Source organism: Dictyobacter halimunensis (assembly GCF_036245075.1).
Genome location: NZ_BSRI01000002.1, coordinates 2,390,592 through 2,407,825, shown reverse-complemented (window position 1 = coordinate 2,407,825; position 17,234 = coordinate 2,390,592). Strand labels below are relative to the sequence as shown.

12 protein-coding genes and 2 rRNA genes are annotated in these 17,234 nt (G+C 53.4%); 11 read left to right on the top strand and 3 right to left on the bottom strand.

Annotation, left to right across the window (positions count from 1 at the left end; genetic code table 11):
• Positions 1-6: 6 nt before the first annotated feature.
• The gene (locus tag AABA21_RS24125; RefSeq protein ID WP_338254219.1) at positions 7-1,602 is read right to left on the bottom strand and encodes an IS4 family transposase; all 1,596 of its coding nucleotides are present in this window, start codon (positions 1,600-1,602) and stop codon (positions 7-9) included.
• Positions 1,603-2,102: 500 nt separating this feature from the next.
• Between AABA21_RS24125 and AABA21_RS24120 the strand changes: the two genes are divergently transcribed.
• The 5 genes from AABA21_RS24120 (at position 2,103) to AABA21_RS24100 (ending at position 6,135) form a co-directional block, all read left to right on the top strand.
• Positions 2,103-2,360 carry a hypothetical protein gene (locus AABA21_RS24120; RefSeq protein WP_126595958.1) on the top strand — a complete coding sequence of 86 codons (258 nt, stop codon included), beginning with the start codon at positions 2,103-2,105 and terminating at the stop codon, positions 2,358-2,360.
• Positions 2,350-2,703 (top strand): rhodanese-like domain-containing protein, encoded by a 354-nt coding sequence (locus tag AABA21_RS24115; RefSeq protein ID WP_338254218.1) that lies wholly within the window; start codon positions 2,350-2,352, stop codon positions 2,701-2,703. Before AABA21_RS24120 ends, AABA21_RS24115 begins: the two co-directional genes overlap by 11 nt.
• Positions 2,704-2,889: 186 nt before the next feature.
• Complete coding sequence (locus tag AABA21_RS24110; RefSeq protein ID WP_338254216.1) at positions 2,890-3,660, top strand: enoyl-ACP reductase FabI; 771 nt, start codon at positions 2,890-2,892, stop codon at positions 3,658-3,660.
• A 120-nt stretch (positions 3,661-3,780) separates the two neighbouring features.
• Positions 3,781-4,407: a class I SAM-dependent methyltransferase gene (locus AABA21_RS24105; RefSeq protein WP_420917212.1), complete on the top strand. Its 627-nt coding sequence runs from the start codon at positions 3,781-3,783 to the stop codon at positions 4,405-4,407.
• 723 nt (positions 4,408-5,130) lie between these two features.
• A complete protein-coding gene (locus AABA21_RS24100) occupies positions 5,131-6,135 on the top strand; it encodes an NADP-dependent oxidoreductase (protein WP_338254213.1) in 1,005 nt (334 codons plus the stop codon).
• Positions 6,136-6,216: 81 nt separating this feature from the next.
• Here the strand turns inward: AABA21_RS24100 and AABA21_RS24095 are convergent, their stop codons facing one another.
• Together AABA21_RS24095 and AABA21_RS24090 are read right to left on the bottom strand one after the other, a co-directional pair.
• Complete coding sequence (locus tag AABA21_RS24095; RefSeq protein WP_338254211.1) at positions 6,217-7,860, bottom strand: trypsin-like peptidase domain-containing protein; 1,644 nt, start codon at positions 7,858-7,860, stop codon at positions 6,217-6,219.
• Between the two features lie 186 nt (positions 7,861-8,046).
• Entirely contained in the window at positions 8,047-8,607 is a 561-nt protein-coding gene (locus AABA21_RS24090) for a GNAT family N-acetyltransferase (RefSeq protein WP_338254210.1), read from the bottom strand.
• 248 nt (positions 8,608-8,855) lie between these two features.
• Here AABA21_RS24090 and AABA21_RS24085 point away from each other — a divergent pair, with 248 nt between their 5' ends.
• The 6 genes from AABA21_RS24085 to AABA21_RS24060 all read left to right on the top strand — a co-directional run bounded on the left by AABA21_RS24085 (position 8,856) and on the right by AABA21_RS24060 (position 17,181).
• On the top strand, positions 8,856-9,776 hold the full coding sequence (locus tag AABA21_RS24085; protein WP_338254209.1) for a DUF6612 family protein: 921 nt from the start codon (positions 8,856-8,858) through the stop codon (positions 9,774-9,776).
• A gap of 267 nt (positions 9,777-10,043) precedes the next feature.
• Positions 10,044-10,877: a DUF6585 family protein gene (locus tag AABA21_RS24080; protein WP_338254208.1), complete on the top strand. Its 834-nt coding sequence runs from the start codon at positions 10,044-10,046 to the stop codon at positions 10,875-10,877.
• Between the two features lie 19 nt (positions 10,878-10,896).
• Positions 10,897-11,685: a DUF6585 family protein gene (locus AABA21_RS24075; protein ID WP_338254205.1), complete on the top strand. Its 789-nt coding sequence runs from the start codon at positions 10,897-10,899 to the stop codon at positions 11,683-11,685.
• Between the two features lie 701 nt (positions 11,686-12,386).
• Positions 12,387-13,869 (top strand): 16S ribosomal RNA (locus tag AABA21_RS24070).
• Between the two features lie 31 nt (positions 13,870-13,900).
• A complete protein-coding gene (locus AABA21_RS24065; RefSeq protein WP_338254203.1) occupies positions 13,901-14,146 on the top strand; it encodes a hypothetical protein in 246 nt (81 codons plus the stop codon).
• Positions 14,147-14,216: 70 nt separating this feature from the next.
• Positions 14,217-17,181 (top strand): 23S ribosomal RNA (locus AABA21_RS24060).
• The 16S and 23S rRNA genes sit together here, the layout of an rRNA operon.
• Positions 17,182-17,234: the final 53 nt, after the last annotated feature.

The following is a 17,234-nucleotide window of genomic DNA, read 5'->3' as shown; positions in this document are numbered from 1 at the left end:
TGCCATTTAAATAAGGAGAATGGGATCAGTTTCGATGGCAGTGCAAGAGTCCACGAGGTCTGTGACCTTCGCCATGATCATGAGATACTGCTCCCATTGGGCCTGGGCCTGCGGTGCCCGAAATCCCACATCGCTCTCTCGCTTGCGTTCAAATCGGTTGTGGCTCTGCTTGACCACGCGCGGATAACTGCGTACCCGCCGCTCGGGAAGCCGCAGATCCTTTTGGCGCACCATCTGCCTCAGGCGCTCTTGCCACCCGGTTGCCTGCGGTCGATCCAGCAATGTCCCCAGGGTCAGCGCGACGTTGAGCACCTCGATCGTTTCGGTAAAGCTGAGCCGATCCGTATCCAGTCCCGCCTCCTGCTGCCCCGATCGATGCATCCAGACCCGCACTAGATAATGCCCTAAGAGCATGGCGTAGGCCTGCTGGATCACCAGCAGCGGGCTCTTACTCCCCAGCATCGGGAACACCAGTTGATGCGTCTTGCCTTCATCAATGACCACCTCTTCTTCCCAGCGCTCATGATAACAGCCGGCGACCTCTCGGGCCGGTGCCTCGCGCGGATCGAGGAGGGTGGTGCAGATGCGGTAGAGCTCGGTCCGTTTGGGAGCGCGGGTGCCCGAGGTACTGCGTGAGCGGCGTTGCTGGGCAATGGGGACGGCGATAGCATCCTGCAGCCGATATTCAATGACGCGAATGAGCAGATCGTGCTGCAACCCATACGCGTTGGCTTGCAATCGCACCAGAGAACTGCCATCGGGCAAGATCTTCCAGGGCCGCGCGAAATCTCCTGCGGCGACGCGTCCGATCACATCAGCGCCGTGGGCGAGGATCTGCTCAATGGTCCTGGCCGAGCGCAAGCCGGCATCCAGGGTGAGCAGCATGCCAGGGGTGAGCCGGCTGAGCACACCCGGCAGCAGCGCCTGTTCGCTCACACGCACCGGGGCAAAGCGCGCCCCGATCATCGCATGCGTCCCATCCTCCACCAGCAACAGCGCGCGCAGCTTGGGAAACGGGCTCTGAGGGAGACGCTCAGAGGAGGGAGTCGTCTGCTTCCCCCGCTTGCGCTCGCCTTGATAGCCAAAGGCGCGGGCATTGGCAGGGGTATCGGCCACATCAAAGGAGGTGCCATCGATGCTGACCAGACGGCGACCGAAGCGAAAGGCGCCCGGAGTCTGTGGCGTAGCCAGCGGCAGGCAGATCTGCTCAAACAAGCGGCGCAGGGGCATCACCCCCAGTTGCTTGCGCCGATAGACCAGGGCAGCCGCGGTGGGAAGCGTGGGGCCGGTGTAGATGCCCAGCAGGCGAGCGGCAGCCACCAGGCGCCCGAGCGCCCGACGCGGCGTGAGCAAGGGCAGCAGCATCCAGGTGATGAGCACATAGACCATCACCACCTGCGACAGTGTGCGTTCGCGCTGTTCCCAGCGTCGCGTCTGGGTGAGGATGCGCGCGACGAGGGTTCGTGGATAGATGCTTTCGAGCACCGAAAAGGAGAGCTGACTGGAGAGTGTCTCGGTGATGGCACGCTGGTCGTGCGGGGACCACGCACCGCGATCGGTGTTCTTGTCAACGGAAGAAGAATGCAGTATGCTAGAGACCATGGCGAGTCCTTTCTGGAAAGCGTTTGGAATGTTGTTAAGAACACTGTACCAGAAACAGACTCGCTTTTCCATCTCTTTGAGCTTGATTCTTCTTATTTAAATGGCATTGACCTTCAACGGTCGACCGTGCCCCCACGCCCCCGCTTCCCATGTCTTTTACTCCGCTCACAACGTTGCGCAGGCGTTCCTAAAAGCGAACGTTGCTCATGGGTACCACGTGGGGCGAGATGTTCTCCATGGGAAGCCGAACCGGCCGGGTACGTGGGCCGCAATCGCTGGCGCTCGCGGCCCGGTCGACCGTTGAAGGTCGACCCTACGGGGGCGTTTCGTTTTTCGGGGGGTGTTTCACGTGAAACGTTGGATTTGTGGGTTACGTGGGTATTCGGACGCGAGGTCCGAACTTATGGGGGCGTTCTCCACTTGCTGTATGCTAGCGAATTTGTTACACTGTGGGAGGTATTAGAATGAATAGCATATGTAGGATGGAAAGAGGTATGTATATGCGAGCCGTTGATGATAGCAGGCCCAAATATGCTGCCATTATGCGCGTGTTGATGAGTTGGAAGCAACTGCCAGAGAGCGACGTTTCACGTATGCTACATGATTATTTCCTCACAACTGACGATTTTCGCGAGATGGAAGATCAGGGCTATATTACCATGGCTTATAGTGGTGATGAGTATATGATCGTTCCTACCTTGCTAGGCCGTCTCTGGCTAGAGCAATATGAAGCGGGAGAATCGAGCAATGGCATATGACCATGATGACGAAGTAGCACCATATACAACGATTGGCACCGACGAGGCGAAAAACCTGGTTGATTCAGGGGTACGTATCGTTGATGTGCGTATGCCCGATGAATGGAACTATGGACATGTCGCTCAGGCGACGCTGGTTCCCATTCAGGGCATCTATTCTTTTGGGAAGGCGCTGGAGGAGAAAAATCTGCCGAAGGATGAAGAGGTTATCTTTGTCTGTGCCGCAGGTCAGCGTAGCGCGATGGCTTCTGAGATCGCCTCGTTGTTGGGCTTCAAAAAGGTCTATAACCTGGCGCGTGGCATGAATGGCTGGGCCAATCGCGGTTATCCAATGGAGCGCTAGGCGCGCCGTAGCGATACAGGATAGAATGAAGTGCTGGATCAGGCCGGTCATATCAAAGGGGGAATGGATGTCCGCTGCTGGTCTCCTCTCTGGAGGAGGCCGTTTTCATATTTCCTTTTCTTTATATGTAACCGGTATGGTGCATAATTATGTGTAGCAACCAGCGTATTTGAGAGGAGAAAAGAAATGCCCTTGTTAGAAGGTAAAAAGGCTTTTATTTTTGGTGTGGCGAACCATCGCTCGATCGCCTGGGCGATCGCGCAGGCTCTGTCACGTGAAGGGGCTCAACTGGTCCTGGCGTACCAGGAACGGATGGAGAAGTATGTACGCGACCTGGCCTCCAAGATTCCCGGCACCGAGGTTGTTCCCTGCGATGTGCAGAATGATGCCGAGCTGGATAGCGCTTTCGCCAAAGCTGGAGAACTGCTCGGTGGTCGCATAGATATCCTGATCCACTGTGTGGCCTTTGCGCCGGCCAGTGAGTTGGAGAATCCCTTCTTGCAGACGACTCGCGAGGGTTTCCATACCGCGTTAGATATCAGCGCCTATTCGCTGGTGGCGATGGCTAAACGTGCCGAACCTCTGATGAAAGAGCATGGCGGTAGCATGTTGGCCCTGACCTATATGGCCAGTGAGCGCGTGATGCCGAAGTACAATGTGATGGCCGTTGCCAAGGCCGCGCTGGAATGCAGTGTTCGCTATCTGGCATATGAGATGGGCGAGCACAACATTCGCGTCAACGCCATCTCGGCTGGCCCATTGAACACACTGGCCGCCCGCGGTGTCTCCGGACTCACCGGCTTCCGTGAGCAGGTGGCTCATGTCGCGCCACTGCGCCGCAACATCGAGCAGAGCGAAGTTGGTGACGCCGCCCTCTTCTTGAGCAGCGACCTGGCCCGTGCCATCACCGGCGAGATCATGTTCGTCGATGCCGGTTACAATATTATGGGCGCGTAAGCGTAAAAATCTTTGGTGGGTATCCCGAGGGGTGCCCACTTTTTTTGTCTGTGAAAATGTCTGAAATGATATCCACCTCATGTTGTCTACCACTAATAAGGAAAGGTGAAAGTCGCAGTTATGGATACCTACCAGCAAGTTATTAAAACGCTGCGCCAATCATACAATCGCGAGATGGCGGAGCAGCGCAATCAGATGGCCAAAGAACCATGGAAAGTTGCCGAGAGACAGAGTTTTCTAGATCTCTTGCAGCAAGAGGCCAAGAAGACTTTATTGGAAGTAGGGGCCGGTACCGGTGTTGATAGCCTCTTTTTTCAGGAGCATGGTTTACAGGTTGTATGTACGGACCTGTCGCCCGATATGGTAAATCTCTGCCGAGAGAAGGGTCTGGATGCCCATGTGATGGATTTTCTGGGACTGGATTTTCCGGCGGGATCTTTTGATGCGATCTATGCCCTGAATTGTCTGCTGCATGTGCCGGGAGCAGAGCTACCAGCGGTTCTGCAAAAGTTGCGCGATCTGTTGCGTCCCGGCGGACTTTTCTTCCTGGGAGTCTATGGTGGCTTCGAGGAGGAAGGGATACATGAGGATGATCATCATCAGCCGCCGCGCTTCTTCTCCCACCATAGCGATGATTTTATGCGTCAGGCGGTTGCTCCATATTTTGATGTGGTCTCCTTTAATGCCATTCCGATGAATGGTCAATATTGGCACTTCCAATCTATGATCTTACGCACCAACGTATAAAAAGTTGGTGGTTTTCTGTAATGTTTCACGTGAAACATTACAGAAAGATCGTGTTTTGTTCTCATCAGGGTACTTGTTCTCAATTTAAATGAGGGAGAAAATGAAAGCCCAAAGGAAACGATCACCGTAGTGCTTTGTCAAACTTCGTTTGATGGATTTCGCCCGCTACGCGGGCGAGAGGGAGAGGAGTTGCCGGGGGCACAGCCCCCGAGCCCCCAGTCAAGGGGCTAGCCGCCCCTTGCATCCCCGCTCTTCCATCAATTGAAGGTTGACAGAGTAGTAGGTTCGGCCCTTGCGGCCGATTTCTCCTCCACGTATATCCACGCCCCCGTAGGTTCGGCCCTTGCGACCGATTTCCTCTCCACGCACGATAATGCCTGCCGAACGTGAAGTCAACAAACATGGCATGTTTATGGGACATGATTGGATGGGGAAGGAAAAAATCGGCCGCAAGGGCCGAACCTACGGTGATCGTTTCCTTTGAGCGCATTGTGACCCCGACGCACTAACACATGAGAGTAATGTTTCACGTGAAACATTGCGATTAAAACAGGTTCGCGTTTGGATATCCGGGTGAGGTCTTTCTAGCGTCTTCAGTCTGGCGAGGGAAGAAATGGCTGTGGTTTGGTGCCGCCTGGATATATGGATGAAATAATTGACAGGCTGGCTATGTTATAGACATACGGCACTAGCAATAGTGAATTTTGAAAGGAAGTTACGAATATGACGATTAAGAATAAACAGGTTTTGCTCGCTAACCGTCCCCATGGTTGGGTGCATGAGAGCGATTTCAATATTGTGGAGACGGATGTGCCCGCCATAAAGGATGGGGAAGTACTGGTAAAGAATCTCTACCTGTCTCTCGATCCTTATATGCGTGGACGCATGAACGAGGGTAAGTCATATGCGGCCAGCGCGCAGATTAATGATGTGATGGTTGGTGGAACCGTAGGCGTAGTCGTCGAGTCGAAGAATCCTGCCTTCCAAGTGGATGATAATGTGCTCGGTTACTTTGGCTGGCAGCTGTATGGTATTTCTGATGGCAAGGGTCTGCAGAAGATTAACGTTACAGACCAGATTCCCGCCTCCACCTATCTGGGCGCGCTGGGTATGCCTGGTCTGACCGCCTGGGTTGGTTTGATCAGTATCGGTCAGCCGAAGGCTGGTGAGACGGTGGTGGTGTCGGCTGCTTCGGGCGCGGTCGGCAGCGTGGTTGGTCAGCTGGCAAAGGCGCGTGGTTGCCGCGTGGTCGGTATCGCGGGCGGCAAAGCAAAATGCGAGTATGTGGTTAAAGAGCTGGGCTTTGACTCCTGTGTTGATTATAAAGCCGGACACCTGGTTGAGGATCTGACCGCCGCAACTCCCGATGGTATCGATGTCTACTTCGAGAATGTTGGCGGTGAAATTCTCGAAGCGGTACTTGATCGTTTGAATGCTCATGCGCGCATCCCGCTGTGCGGCTTTGTCTCCCAGTACAACGCGACCCAGCCACACGCTGTGCGCAACTTTGGCGCCCTTTTGATCAATCGCGTCAAGCTGCAGGGCTTTATCGTCGGTGAGCACTCCGACCTTTTCCCACAGGCATTTCAGGAACTGGGACAGCTGGTTTCCAGCGGCAAGCTGAAATATCGCGAGACCATCGCCGAAGGTATTGACGATGCCCCCAGGGCATTCATCGGCATGTTGAAGGGAGAGAATCAGGGGAAGCAGTTGGTAAAACTGGCGTAGCATCTCCAACTCTTCAAACAAAAAACGGTGTGGCACAAATCGAGCTTAGGCTCGATTTGTGCCACACCGTTTTTTGTTTATTTATACTTCTTCGGGGGCGGGTTCGCCGCAGATGCTGCAGAAGCGAGCATTGGGACGGTTCATATGGCCGCAGGGCCAGACTCTGAGCGATAGGGTGTTTTGCCCAACGGGCTGCGCGCCTGCCGCTGGTCTGGATGGTGATGATCCATGACTGGTGGGGGTGGATGCGGGCTTTGCACCGGGATTGCTGGCCGGATCGGGCTGGCCCTTATCGGCGGCCGCAGTCGCTGATGCCAGGGCTGACTGTTTAGGGGCCGCAGCTGTTCCTTTTTTCTGTTTGGCCTTCGGACGCAGGCGCAGCGCGGCCATAAAGAGCGCGCCCGCCAGCAAGAGCAGTACCAGGACCGCGATAACTGTCAAGGCGATGGCCTGCCAGGTGACGGGTGTGTTAGACGTGGTATGGACTGGCGTGCTGGTCGGTGTCTTCGTTGGGACCGGGTGCTCGTTCTTGGCCTGCTGCTGCGCATAATTCTGGAAGGATTGGATAGCCTTAAAGGTCGGATAAGCCTTTTGCAGATTCGCGAAGTCCTGCTGGGACTGATTCCAATGTCCAGAATTGGTGGCGGCGTAGGTAGCGAATGCCTGGCTCCATTGCGTTTGCTGCTTGCCTGATTTGGTATCCAGTTTAAGGGCTTTAATCATATTCTGGGCGCTGCTACTGGCCTGCAGAAAACTGGTCCCGTTCTGGGTGCCTGTGGTATTGATGGTACCAAAGCTCACAATGCCCACGATATTGCCATTGTTATCCAGCGCTGGTCCCCCGCTATCCCCCTGCTCCACGTTGCCGCCAACCTGAATCAATGGGGCCCCCTTATCACTGGTCTTGAGCGAGCTCACATAGATCTGGTTGAGGGAAGACGTCAACAGGCTATCGGGAGCCTTACTGACATCGGCGTTTCCGGGGAAACCAATGATTGTCAGCTTATCCTGTGGATGAACATTGGTTGAATCGCCCAATGGCACGCTCAGCGTATCGGTTAGTGGCACATGGATAATGGCCGTATCCTGCTGATCGGATGGGCTCTCCTTCTCAATCTTATCGACATTGACGCCGACCCCGGTTGGCAGGCTTTTAAAATCGGGCGCGTTTGTCTGACCCGTATAGGCTGTGCTCAAAAATACTGAACTACTGGGTGACTGATATGTAGGGGTAGACTTTAACTGTCCACTGTTCAATTGTTGGACCACCTGGTCACTGGTAAGCGTGGTCGAGCCCTTCTGATTGGTATTGAGATAGTTAGCGATATCCTGGGCGGCTCTCGTATATAGGGCCGAGGACAGCTCCTGATTCTTAGGCGGGCTAACAACATGGTCGGCGGTCAGGATATCACCATGCGAGCTTATAAATGTACCTGTGCCCGACAGATCTATCTCATACGTACCATTGCTCTGCTGGGGAAAGGTCACATCTTTGGAAGATGAAACATGAACCGATAATTGCGCGGGGATGGCTGTAATGATGCGCACAACGGCTGGCTGCGCGATATCTACTGCCCGCACAGTTGGATCGGAGACCGCTCCGCCTGGCATGCTGTCCGCGTATGCGCGCGGGCTGACGACGCAAAGAGCACAGAGGATCCCCACTATCAGCAGCAGATAGCTCAGGGGACGACGATTGGTCAACGAAACATTCTTTTGATGCATATATTTATTCCATCTCTACATATATGTAGAGGTCGTATTGGTTTTATGGCGCATTATCTCTCTACAGCAAAAATACGTTTTGCGTGTAACAGGGTTGCATTGTAGGTGCTGGGCTTGCTCTAGCTTAGGATCACTTGATCATGCCCCCGGCATGCCCGTTTGCATCCCCGTCATGTATAGTTTTCGCTATCTATCCTTTTTCCATTCGGTGGCTAGCAACCCGTAGAAATGTAGATCCACGTAGTGGTCATAGAGCCATTCAGCCTGTCGGATGATACCCTCATGGGTAAAGTTAAGACGCTGCGGGATCGCACAACTGCGGGCGTTGCCGGTAGCGCAACGGATCTCTACCTTATTAAGTCTCAGATCATCAAAGGCATAATCAATAAAAGCGCTACAGGCCTTTGTCATCAGACCATTGCCCTGGAACTGTTCACCCAGCCAGTAACCGATCTCCACTTTACGATTCATCCAATCGATAGGATGGTAGCTAATAGTACCCGCGATGGCACCCTTATGACAGATGACGCACGCGACGCTCTGATTCTCCTGATACTGGTCCTTAACGGTACGGATATAGGCCAGTTCGTCGGCCACCGACTGTGTATAATCGATCCATGGGAGCCACTGGCGCAAATATAGGCGGTTTGTATTGATCAGATGAAAGATCTCCTGGGCATCGCTCTCCACAATTGACTTTAGCTCCGTTGTCCGGTCTAGCTTCTTATAAAAAGGTTTTTTTACCATCACCTTGGTATCCTTTGACCTGCTTTTTTATGCGATTTGAGGTGTACGCGTACAGAAAATAGCAGTGAATATTTGCCATTATGTTATCACGATAACGGTGTCAGTGGACAGTTAATATTAGTTTTTCCTGAGTTTTTGCCAGAGTTACATTTTTTAGAAACTTTACTATAGTCGAGTTGCGTATTCATTAGTAGGAAACGAATCCCATTTAGAAAATTATCTAATGATATACAAAAGGGAGCTTAATCATGAAAGCGGGAAAGACCTTCTCCTTCATGTTTCTGTGCATGGTTGCCCTTGCTTTATTCATCAGCGCGTGTAGCCAGACGACCACAGGAACAAACACGGGCAATACCAATAAGCCCAGCGATCTTACCGCTCAGCAGGTACTGCAGAAGAGCGCGGACGCCATGAAGAAACTGAAATCATCGCATATCGACGTAAAATCTAACACCAGCGTCCAGGCCGTCGAAGCCAAATCCACCAATAATGGTAAAACTCCTGCGGCGACCAACGTAAACGTGTCAATGACCGGCTCCGGCGATCAACAGGGTCCTGATCAGCAGCAGATGTCGTTGAACGTGAATTCGGCTCAGCAGACCACCAAGCTGGCCGAGGTTGTGAGCGGAAACAAAGTATACATTCAGAATAACCTTGGTAAATGGTATGTGTTGGACAAGCAGCAGATCGCGGGCGCCAACAGCAATATGTTCTCTGGCGTAACCGTTGATCAGAACAGCCTGCTGGGTCTGGTACAGAACGTCAAACTGACCGATCATGGAGATGATACCCAGGCGGGTCCCAGCATGCGCCACCTGACCGCTTCATTGGATAAAGCGGCGCTGCAGCAGGTGCTCACCCAGAATCCTCAGCTAAAAGGTTCACTGGGTCAGCAGAACATCGACACCATCCTGAAGTCAGCCAAGCAATTTAACGCCGTAGTTGACGTCTGGATCGACGAGAGCAAGTTCTATGTACATCGCACACAATTAAAACTGGATATCGTCGCGGACACCACAGCGGTATCAAACAATAGTCCATCGGCGGCCAAGAGCTCTGCCACAACAGTGGTTGATCTGAGCAAGTTCGACCAGCCGGTCACCATCAAAGTTCCCACTAACGCAACACCGACCAACAATCCCGCGACCGTCTTTGGACTGCCTCAATAATTTATAACCCTCAACCGCTTCTACACGACAGGGCGCGCTACTTGCTTTCAAGTAGCGCGCCCTGTCGTGTAATGGTAATTTTACCTTGTTTTTCGATAAGGGGATTGTTATAATACATAAACATCAATTTAAGTTATAGATTCTATACAATTGATGGAGACATTTTGAGTTTATTTTTCTTGCCAGCTCTTCAAACTATCATTGCCGCTTTATCCTATTCTTCCTGGAATGATAGTATTGAAAAGCAATTATGGAGGTGCAGCCCCTATGGCACAGCCGATGCAAGTATTGCGTCATCAAGAGATTTCCCCCGAAACCATGCAACACGCAAATGCTCATCAGCTTGGAAATGTCCAGGTTGAATACAAGGTTCGCCTGGGCAAAACGCAGATAAGAAGCATTATCGTACTGGCAATCGTTGCGATTATCTTCCTCTTTATCGGCTTTGGCATGCTGTCAGGAGATGGAGATAGTGCTGTCGGTTCAATTATTCTTTTTCTGATCGCGCTGGTGCTCTTCATTTTTACTGGTTACTTTGCTTTGATGCCGGTTATCTATCGATCCTGGCGCGTAGCTATCTGCGCATATGGTCTGCTGTACGTGCGTGGTAGTAAGATCGACGCTTTTCGCTGGGATCAGATCAGCGCGTTTTTTATCCAGGTTATTACTTCATATTATAATGGCATTCGCACGGGAACCAGGCACAGATATACCGTACAGTATAGCGATGGTCGTAAAGCCGTCTTCAACGACCGGTTTGGGGATGTTGAAGAGATCGGCAATGCGATTGATTACGAGCTGACGCGTGTACAGCTGCCGATGGCGATCGCGGCCTTCGATGCTGGCCAGTCGCTGCCCTTTGGCAAATTGCAGGTCAGCCAGCAGGGCCTGGCTAAATCTCCACAGCAATGGCTGCCCTGGCAAGAGCTAAGCGATATCAACGTGAACCGTGGCATGGTCAGTATCAAGAAAAAGGGCCAGATGCTGAACTGGTCTACGATATCGGTCTCACGCATGCCTAATATGCACATCTTCCTGGCTTTGGTCGAGCGAGCCCGTCAGAAGCAACGGTCTGCCCCACCTATCTACCCAGGCTACTAGTAGAAAGGACTCTCAAACGATGGCACAATCCCCTTATGCACCATCTGCAACTGCATCTATTCCAGCAGAGGTACAGCAGATGGCCGCTTACAGTCATTTGGGCAACTTCAGAAACGAATATCGCCCATCTTTCACCAATCCTCTCGCTATTATAGGTATTCTTATTGGTTCTATCGTGCTTGATATAGCTGTCCTGGTTGCCCTGATCACGTTTACCGGCTATCTTTTTTATTATCTGCTTATCGTGCCCGTGCTGGTTTTGATCTGGGCCATCAACGCACTTAAGCACTACAACTGGCGCATTTATCTGTTTAACGGGGGCTATATTCACGCGCGTGGTTCTCAACTGGAGCTGTTTCGCTGGGATCAGATTCAGGCGGTGTATGTAAATATTACTCGTAGCCGTTCTAGAGTCAATATGAATTTTCAAGTACGACGCAGTGATGGTGCGTTATGGAAATATGGGAGCGCCATTAAAGGCCACAGTGAGTTGGGCGCCCAGGTGCAGGAAGCAGTTACCAGGGTCCAGTTACCAAGGGTTGTCGAAGCCTTCAATAGCGGAGCCCAGATCCCCTTTGGGCGTCTCAACGTAAATGCTCAAGGTATCAATGATGGCAAAAAGATAATCCCCTGGGACCAGATTGGCACTATCGAAATGAATCAGGGCAAGGTCGCGGTACGCCAGAACGGGCGCCTGCTGACGCTGTCCTCGATCAAAGCCTCCGAGGTACCTAATTTCAACCTGCTGATGTCGCTGGCACAGTACGTAACCAGCCGACGCCAACCCCAGGCATATCCACAGTATTGATCACCGCTACCTACGATATCGATAGTCAAAACGGCGCGTTGGACAACACGGTCTGGCGCGTCGTTTTGACTATATCCTCCAATTTTTTAAGATATGATTATTTCAGGCCAAAAAGGCTTGACAGCGCGGGATAGCTATGGCATAATCATCGAGCTGTCAAAAAAGAAACAATCACCCGCCTCGATGAGCGTGGGTGCTCCTGTTCTCGTATCGCAGCTGTGCTACGGTAAAGTAGCCCCTCCGGGATCAACATTCCCCCCATCACTCACCCTACGCGGGATGACCACGTCTGTGAGTGTTCCAGGCCGTTTTTCGCGGTGGTTCCCAAGCGGAACCAGGGAGAACAACGAGATTTTGGACGGCTCGCAAAAGTGGCCCCAAAACCGCTTGACAGAGCACAACAGATATGCGATACTACAGCACACGAGACAAGCGAACGAAAAAACATTCGTCGCCTGTCCGATCGCAAAATCTCGGTTTTGCGTTTCAGTACCTTGACAACTGAAGAGTGGAAAGCAGAACAGCAACTGGAACAACAACACACATAAGAACCAGTTCCTGTCAATTCGGAGGCTTGATGGCGACATCAAGTATCCATAATAATCTGCGAAACAAGCCAATGTTAATGTAACTTGGCCATGATCGCAACTTCACATGCAATTGCGCATCCGCTCGTTGAGCGCGATGTCGATATACAAAATTGGATGGCGAGTTTGATCCTGGCTCAGGATAAACGCTGGCGGCGTGCCTAACACATGCAAGTCGAACGCCCTGTGCAAACAGGGAGTGGCGGACGGGTGAGGAACACGTGGGTCATCTACCCTGGGGTGAGGAATACCGGCGAGAAATCGCCGACAATACCGCATATGCTCTTTCGCGAGAGCAAAGCCGGAAACGGCGCCCGAGGATGAGCCTGCGCTCGATTAGTTGGTTGGTGGGGTAATGGCCTACCAAGACCGCGATCGATAGCTGGTCTGAGAGGACGATCAGCCACACTGGGATTGAGAACGGCCCAGACTCCTACGGGGGGCAGCAGTGAGGAATTTTCGTCAATGGGGGCAACCCTGAACGAGCAACGCCGCGTGCAGGATGACGGTTTTCGGATCGTAAACTGCTTTTCTCTGGGACGAGAACGGACGGTACCAGAGGAATCAGCCCCGGCTAACTACGTGCCAGCAGCCGCGGTAATACGTAGGGGGCGAGCGTTGTCCGGAGTTACTGGGCGTAAAGCGCACGCAGGCGGTCAGATTAGTCTGTAGTGACAGTCGTCGGCTCAACTGACGAAGTACTATGGAAACTGTCTGACTTGAGGGCTTCAGAGGGACACGGAATTCCGGGTGGAGTGGTGAAATGCGTAGATATCCGGAGGAACACCAAAGGCGAAGGCAGTGTCCTGGGAAGTACCTGACGCTCAGGTGCGAAAGCTAGGGGAGCGAACAGGATTAGATACCCTGGTAGTCCTAGCCGTAAACGATGACCACTAGACGTTGGGGGTATCGACCCCTTCAGTGTCGCAGTTAACACAATAAGTGGTCCGCCTGGGGAGTACGGTCGCAAGATTAAAACTCAAAGGAATTGACGGGGACCCGCACAAGCAGCGGAGCGTGTGGTTTAATTCGATGCAACGCGAAGAACCTTACCAAGGCTTGACATGAACCTGCACCAGCCGTAACGGGCTGTCCCTTCGGGGCGGGTTCACAGGTGCTGCATGGCTGTCGTCAGCTCGTGTCGTGAGATGTTGGGTTAAGTCCCGCAACGAGCGCAACCCCTGTCGTTAGTTGGATATTTCTAGCGAAACTGCCGTTATAAGACGGAGGAAGGCGGGGATGACGTCAAGTCAGCACGGCCCTTACGCTTTGGGCGACACACACGCTACAATGGTCAGGACAAAGAGTTGCCAACCCGCGAGGGGGAGCTAATCTCGTCAAACCTGGCCTCAGTTCAGATTGGAGGCTGCAACCCGCCTCCATGAAGTTGGAGTTGCTAGTAACCGTAGGTCAGCACACTACGGTGAATACGTTCCCGGGTCTTGTACACACCGCCCGTCACACCACGAAAGTTGGCAACACTTGAAGCCGCTGGGCTAACCCTTCGGGGAGGCAAGCGTCGAGGGTGGGGTCAGTGATTGGGGTGAAGTCGTAACAAGGTAGCCGTACCGGAAGGTGCGGCTGGATCACCTCCTTTCTAGGGAGCTTGGATGAGAGCCATGGACATCATGGCGTATAGACCTCATCCCACTTCCAGGTCGACCAGGACATTGGTTGGTGCGTTGCCAGAAGCGACGCTGGTTTCCACTCTTGAGCTGTTGGGGTACACCATCGGTAACATTCCGAAGGCGTACGGAAGCCGGGGCAAGCCCGGCACCTACGTGGGGGTGATTGATGATGGCCAGCAGTGCACTTTCACAACTGAATACAATGTATCTTCAATTTTGCTGAGCAATATGGTCAGCCAGAGTTGAAGCAGAGGATCGATTTATTCTCGCAAAGAATAAGTCAAAGCATTCATAGTACATGATGAAGAGACATAGAGAACAAGCTACACAGAGTACGAGGTGGATGCCTTGGCGCTAAAGACCGAAGAAGGACGCGGAGACCGGCGAAACGTTCGGGGGGAGCTGCATACAAGCGATGAACCCCGAGATTCCGAATGAGGCAACTCCTCCAGAGTGATGTCTGGAGACCGCCTGCTGAACACATAGGCAGTGACGGGGGGCAGTGGGTGAACTGAAACATCTCAGTAACCCGACGAAAAGAAATCAACCGAGATTCCCGTAGTAGTGGCGAGCGAACCGGGAGGAGCCCAAACCGATGAACCCTCGGGTCCATCGGGGTTGTAGGACTAGCAACACAGGAGAGATTTCCACTTGAACACGTTGGAAAGCGTGACCAGAGCGGGTGACAGTCCCGTAGAGGACGGAGAACTCAAATCGGCTAGCATCCTGAGTACCACGAGACACGTGCAATCTTGTGGGAAGCTGGGGGGACCACCCTCCAAGGCTACACATCTTTAGCGACCGATAGCGAACAAGTACCGTGAGGGAAAGGTGAAAAGCACCCCGAGAGGGGGATGAAAGAGACCCTGAAACCACGTACTCACCAGCAGTCAGAGGCCACTGTTTCACGAGAAACCAAGGGCTAATGGCGTGCCTTTTGTAGAATGATCCGGCGAGTGCATCGTCGTAGCCTGGTTAACCAGCGTTAAAGCTGGGGAGCCATAGGGCAACCGAGTCTGAAGAGGGCGAGCGGTTGCGGCGATGCGACCCGAAACCGTGTGAGCTATCCATGAGCAGAGTGAAGCGGATGTGACAGTCCGTCGAGGCTCGCACCCACCAGTGTTGCAAAACTGGGGGATGACTTGTGGATAGGGGAGAAATTCCAATCGAACACGGAGATAGCTGGTTCTCCCCGAAATGTATTGAGGTACAGCTGTATGATACACTATCCTGGAGGTAGAGCTCTGAATGGGCTAGGGGCCTCGTGCAGGTTACCAAACCCAAGCAAACTGCGAATGCCAGGACAGCATGCATGCAAGTGAGACGGCGGGGGCTAAGCTTCGTCGTCAAAAGGGAAACAGCCCAGACCATCGGCTAAGGTCTCCAAGTATCCGCTGAGTGTAAAAGGGGGTCACAACGCCCAAACAGCCAGGATGTTGGCTTAGAAGCAGCCACCATTTAAAGAGTGCGTAATAGCTCACTGGTCGAGTGTCGTGGCACCGACAACGTATCGAGGCTCAAGCGGATTACCGAAGCCATGGAACCTTTCTCTTGAAGGAAGGTTGGTAGGGGAGCGTTCTCAAGCCGAGAAGCCAGACCGCAAGGACTGGTGGAGCGAAGAGAAGTGAGAATGCCGGAATGAGTAGCGTCATGTCTGTGATAACCAGACACACCGAATGCCTGAGGGTTCCTGGGCACCGTCAAACGTCCCAGGGTGAGTCGGGTCCTAAGCCGAGGACGTCATAGTCGTAGGCGATGGAAAGCAGGTCAGAGATTCCTGCACCGGAGATGCTCGTTACGAGCAATGGGGGGACGCGGTAAGGAAGGTGAGCCCATCGAGTGGACAGGATGGGTCTGTGCGCTGAAGTGCGAAGCCGAGGCAAATCCCGGTTTCCTGTGCATGACACGTGCAGCGAGCGGACGTTGCGTCCGCGGAAGTCATCGGCCCCTAGGCCGCCAAGAAAAGCCTCTCGCCAGAGCCATCTCCGCCCGTACCGCAAACCGACACTGGTAGGCAGGGGGAACACTCCCCAGGTGATCGAGCGACCCTCTGTTAAGGAACTCGGCAAATTGACCCCGTACCTTCGGAAGAAGGGGTGCCCTAGTAGCGATGTTCTTCGGAATGGCGTGAGGGGGTTGCAAGAAATTGGCTCAACCGACTGTTTACCAAAAACACAGGTCTCTGCGAACGCGAAAGCGGAAGTATAGGGGCTGACTCCTGCCCAGTGCCGGAAGGTTACGAGGAGCGGTGATCGTAGCTGCGAATCTAAGCCCCGGTGAACGGCGGCCGTAACTATAACGGTCCTAAGGTAGCGAAATTCCTTGTCGGGTAAGTTCCGACCCGCACGAAAGGAGTAACGAGTTGAGCACTGTCTCGACAGAGGACTCGGCGAAATTGAAGTACCCGTGAAGATACGGGTTACCCACGACAGGACAAAAAGACCCCGTGGAGCTTTACTACACCTTGACCTCGAAACGAGGCAGAGCGTGCGTAGCATAGGTGGGAGTCGGAGAACCTACCCTTGTGGGGGTGGGGGAGACGCCAATGAAATACCACTCTCGTTGTGTTTTGTTTCTCACACGTCACCGTGAGCCGGGACGTGGACAGGATCAGGCGGGTAGTTTGACTGGGGCGGTCGCCTCCCAAAGGGTAACGGAGGCGCCCAAAGGTTCCCTCAGGGTGGATGGACATCACCCATCAGAGTGTAAAGGCACAAGGGAGCTTGACTGCAAGACGGACAGGTCGAGCAGGGACGAAAGTCGGGCTTAGTGATCCCACATTCCCGAGTGGAAGGAGTGTGGCTCAACGGATAAAAGCTACCCCGGGGATAACAGGCTTATCTTGCCCAAGAGTTCACATCGACGGCAAGGTTTGGCACCTCGATGTCGGCTCGTCGCATCCTGGGGCTGGAGTAGGTCCCAAGGGTTGGGCTGTTCGCCCATGAAAGCGGCACGCGAGCTGGGTTCAGAACGTCGCGAGACAGTTCGGTCTCTATCCGTCGTGGGCGTAGGAGAATTGAGGGGCGTCATCTCCAGTACGAGAGGACCGAGATGGCTCGACCGCTGGTGTGCCAGTTGGCCTGCCCGGGCCAGAGCTGGATAGCTATGTCGAGAAGGGATAAGCGCTGAAAGCATCTAAGCGCGAAGCCGCACCCAAGACGAGTTCTCCCACTCTCTAGAAGAGTCAAGATCCCAGGAAGACGACCTGGTAGATAGACGACACGTGGACACCTGGTAACAGGCGCAGCGAAGTCGCCCTAATGATCGTACGGCTTGTTTCACCATTGTGTATCTTCATCGTGGCGCTGGAATGCGTGTCTTCTGCTTCAGTCTC

Coding starts and splice junctions, on each gene's coding strand:
- AABA21_RS24125 (WP_338254219.1), bottom strand. CDS start 1,602: ATGGTCTCTAGCATACTGCATTCTTCTTCCGTTGACAAGAACACCGAT.
- AABA21_RS24120 (WP_126595958.1), top strand. CDS start 2,103: ATGCGAGCCGTTGATGATAGCAGGCCCAAATATGCTGCCATTATGCGC.
- AABA21_RS24115 (WP_338254218.1), top strand. CDS start 2,350: ATGGCATATGACCATGATGACGAAGTAGCACCATATACAACGATTGGC.
- AABA21_RS24110 (WP_338254216.1), top strand. CDS start 2,890: ATGCCCTTGTTAGAAGGTAAAAAGGCTTTTATTTTTGGTGTGGCGAAC.
- AABA21_RS24105 (WP_420917212.1), top strand. CDS start 3,781: ATGGATACCTACCAGCAAGTTATTAAAACGCTGCGCCAATCATACAAT.
- AABA21_RS24100 (WP_338254213.1), top strand. CDS start 5,131: ATGACGATTAAGAATAAACAGGTTTTGCTCGCTAACCGTCCCCATGGT.
- AABA21_RS24095 (WP_338254211.1), bottom strand. CDS start 7,860: ATGCATCAAAAGAATGTTTCGTTGACCAATCGTCGTCCCCTGAGCTAT.
- AABA21_RS24090 (WP_338254210.1), bottom strand. CDS start 8,607: ATGGTAAAAAAACCTTTTTATAAGAAGCTAGACCGGACAACGGAGCTA.
- AABA21_RS24085 (WP_338254209.1), top strand. CDS start 8,856: ATGAAAGCGGGAAAGACCTTCTCCTTCATGTTTCTGTGCATGGTTGCC.
- AABA21_RS24080 (WP_338254208.1), top strand. CDS start 10,044: ATGGCACAGCCGATGCAAGTATTGCGTCATCAAGAGATTTCCCCCGAA.
- AABA21_RS24075 (WP_338254205.1), top strand. CDS start 10,897: ATGGCACAATCCCCTTATGCACCATCTGCAACTGCATCTATTCCAGCA.
- AABA21_RS24065 (WP_338254203.1), top strand. CDS start 13,901: ATGGCGTATAGACCTCATCCCACTTCCAGGTCGACCAGGACATTGGTT.